Consider the following 1,752-nt stretch of genomic DNA (forward strand, 5'->3'; position numbering starts at 1 on the left):
AGAGCTTGTTGCTTTTTGGGGTGCGGCGTTGCGGGGGTTTTCTCTGGCGGCGTTTAATGATTGGTGCATGGCCCGAGAATATCGCTCTGTAGATCGTGATACACCGTTTTTACTGCCGCCTGATATGCGGGATTGGTTGCCGTCGGGTCATTTGGCGCTGTTCGTGATTGATGTGGTGACACGGCTGGATACGGCGGCGTTACATGCCGGTCCTAAGCGTGGTGGTACGGGCCGGAAGGGCTATGATCCTGACATGTTGCTCGGGTTGTGGTTGTACGCTTCAGCGCGTGGGATCACGTCCTCGCGGCAGATCGAGCGGGCCTGCGTGGAGGATGTAGCGTTTCGTGTCTTGTGTGCTCAGGACGCCCCGGACCATACCGTGTTGGCTAGATTCCTTCAGCGTTACCGCCCCGATATGGAGGAGTTGTTCACCCAGATGTTGGCGTTGTGTCTGCGGGCTGGGATGGGCAAGTTTGGGCAGGTTGCTCTTGACGGGACGAAGATCCGTGCCAGTGCTGCTACAGACCAGACGAGGTCCTTGAAGACGCTACGGAAGTTGGCTGCGGCCGAGCTTTTGAAGGCCGTGGCAACGGATCGGGCCGAGGATGAAGCCGGTGTTGATCTTAGCGATCACGTCCCCACGGAATTCATTGGATCCGATCGTGCCGATCGGATCCAAGCCGCCATCGAGAGCGTGGAGGAGCTGATTCAAGAAGACGTTGGGGTCCCGTTGGAAGCGGCCAGGGCCAAGGCCCGAGCCGCTGCTGAAGTGGTGAAGGAAGTCGATGAGGCTCAGGACGCGTTGGTCGCTAAGTACGAGGCGAAAAAGGCGGCAGGGAAAACCCCGATGGGCCGCCGCCCGATCCCAGGTGTGGGCCAAAAAGGTAGAGCTGCCCGGGTAGCACTGGCCTTTATCAATAGGCAGGTCGCAAGGCTTGAGCAACAGCAGAGCGAATTACTAGCTGGGAATCAAGTCAAGGATGTCAGGATGGCTCAGCGAAACACGACCGATCCAGAATCTAGGGTCATGAAGACCCGTAACGGCTACATCCAGGGATACAACTCCCAAATTGTCTGTTCTGATGACTTCCTCGTGATGGTCGCCGAAGCGACCAATGATCCCTCTGATCGAAGCTGGTTCGTTCCCATGATGGAAAAAACAGTCCAGACCATGGAGGACCTTAGCGTCAGAACTGGCCGGGCTGATGTGAAGATTGGGACGATGACTTCTGATGCCGGGTACATCTCAGACGAGGCCGTGGAAGCAGAGGGGCCGGACAGGCTCATTGCCCCGGGCCGTGGCCGCGTCAATGACACTGGCTGGAAAGGAACTACCTCAAACGGTGGGACAAGCGTCAACCTGATGGCCGAGAAATTGCAAGATCCCGTGAACCAGGCCCTCTACAAGCGCCGTTCCGCGACCATCGAAACAATCAATGCCCACATCAAGGACGGACGAGGACTACGGCAATTCACAGTCCGTGGCCTAGCGGCCGTACAGGCACAACTCCACCTAGCCGCCATGGCCACCAACCTCACCAGGCTCTTCAACAAGGGAATCCCACTGCCCGTCATCGCCTAAAGCCAGACAGAGCCCCTGCGCCCACGAACCAACACCGGAAAACGGGTCCCCAACGGCCCCTACAAGCCCATTACCAGCCCTTCGACTGAGCAACTACAAAACCAGCTCTGCCCGCCGCGTACCCCACAACAACGATCCCCGCCCCACCAAAGGAAAAAGCAACAAGCTCT

General features: G+C 57.9%; 1 protein-coding gene. It reads left to right on the forward strand.

All coding sequences use genetic code 11. The features are described from left to right. Positions 1-1,582 (forward strand): transposase (locus tag ABIB48_RS17990; RefSeq protein WP_354213817.1); only part of this gene is annotated, 1,582 nt, incomplete at its 5' end. Between the last annotated feature and the right edge of the window lie 170 nt (positions 1,583-1,752).

Origin of the sequence: Arthrobacter sp. UYCu511, from assembly GCF_040547105.1 — a bacterium.
Classification (GTDB): Bacteria; Actinomycetota; Actinomycetes; order Actinomycetales; family Micrococcaceae; genus Specibacter; species Specibacter psychrochitiniphilus.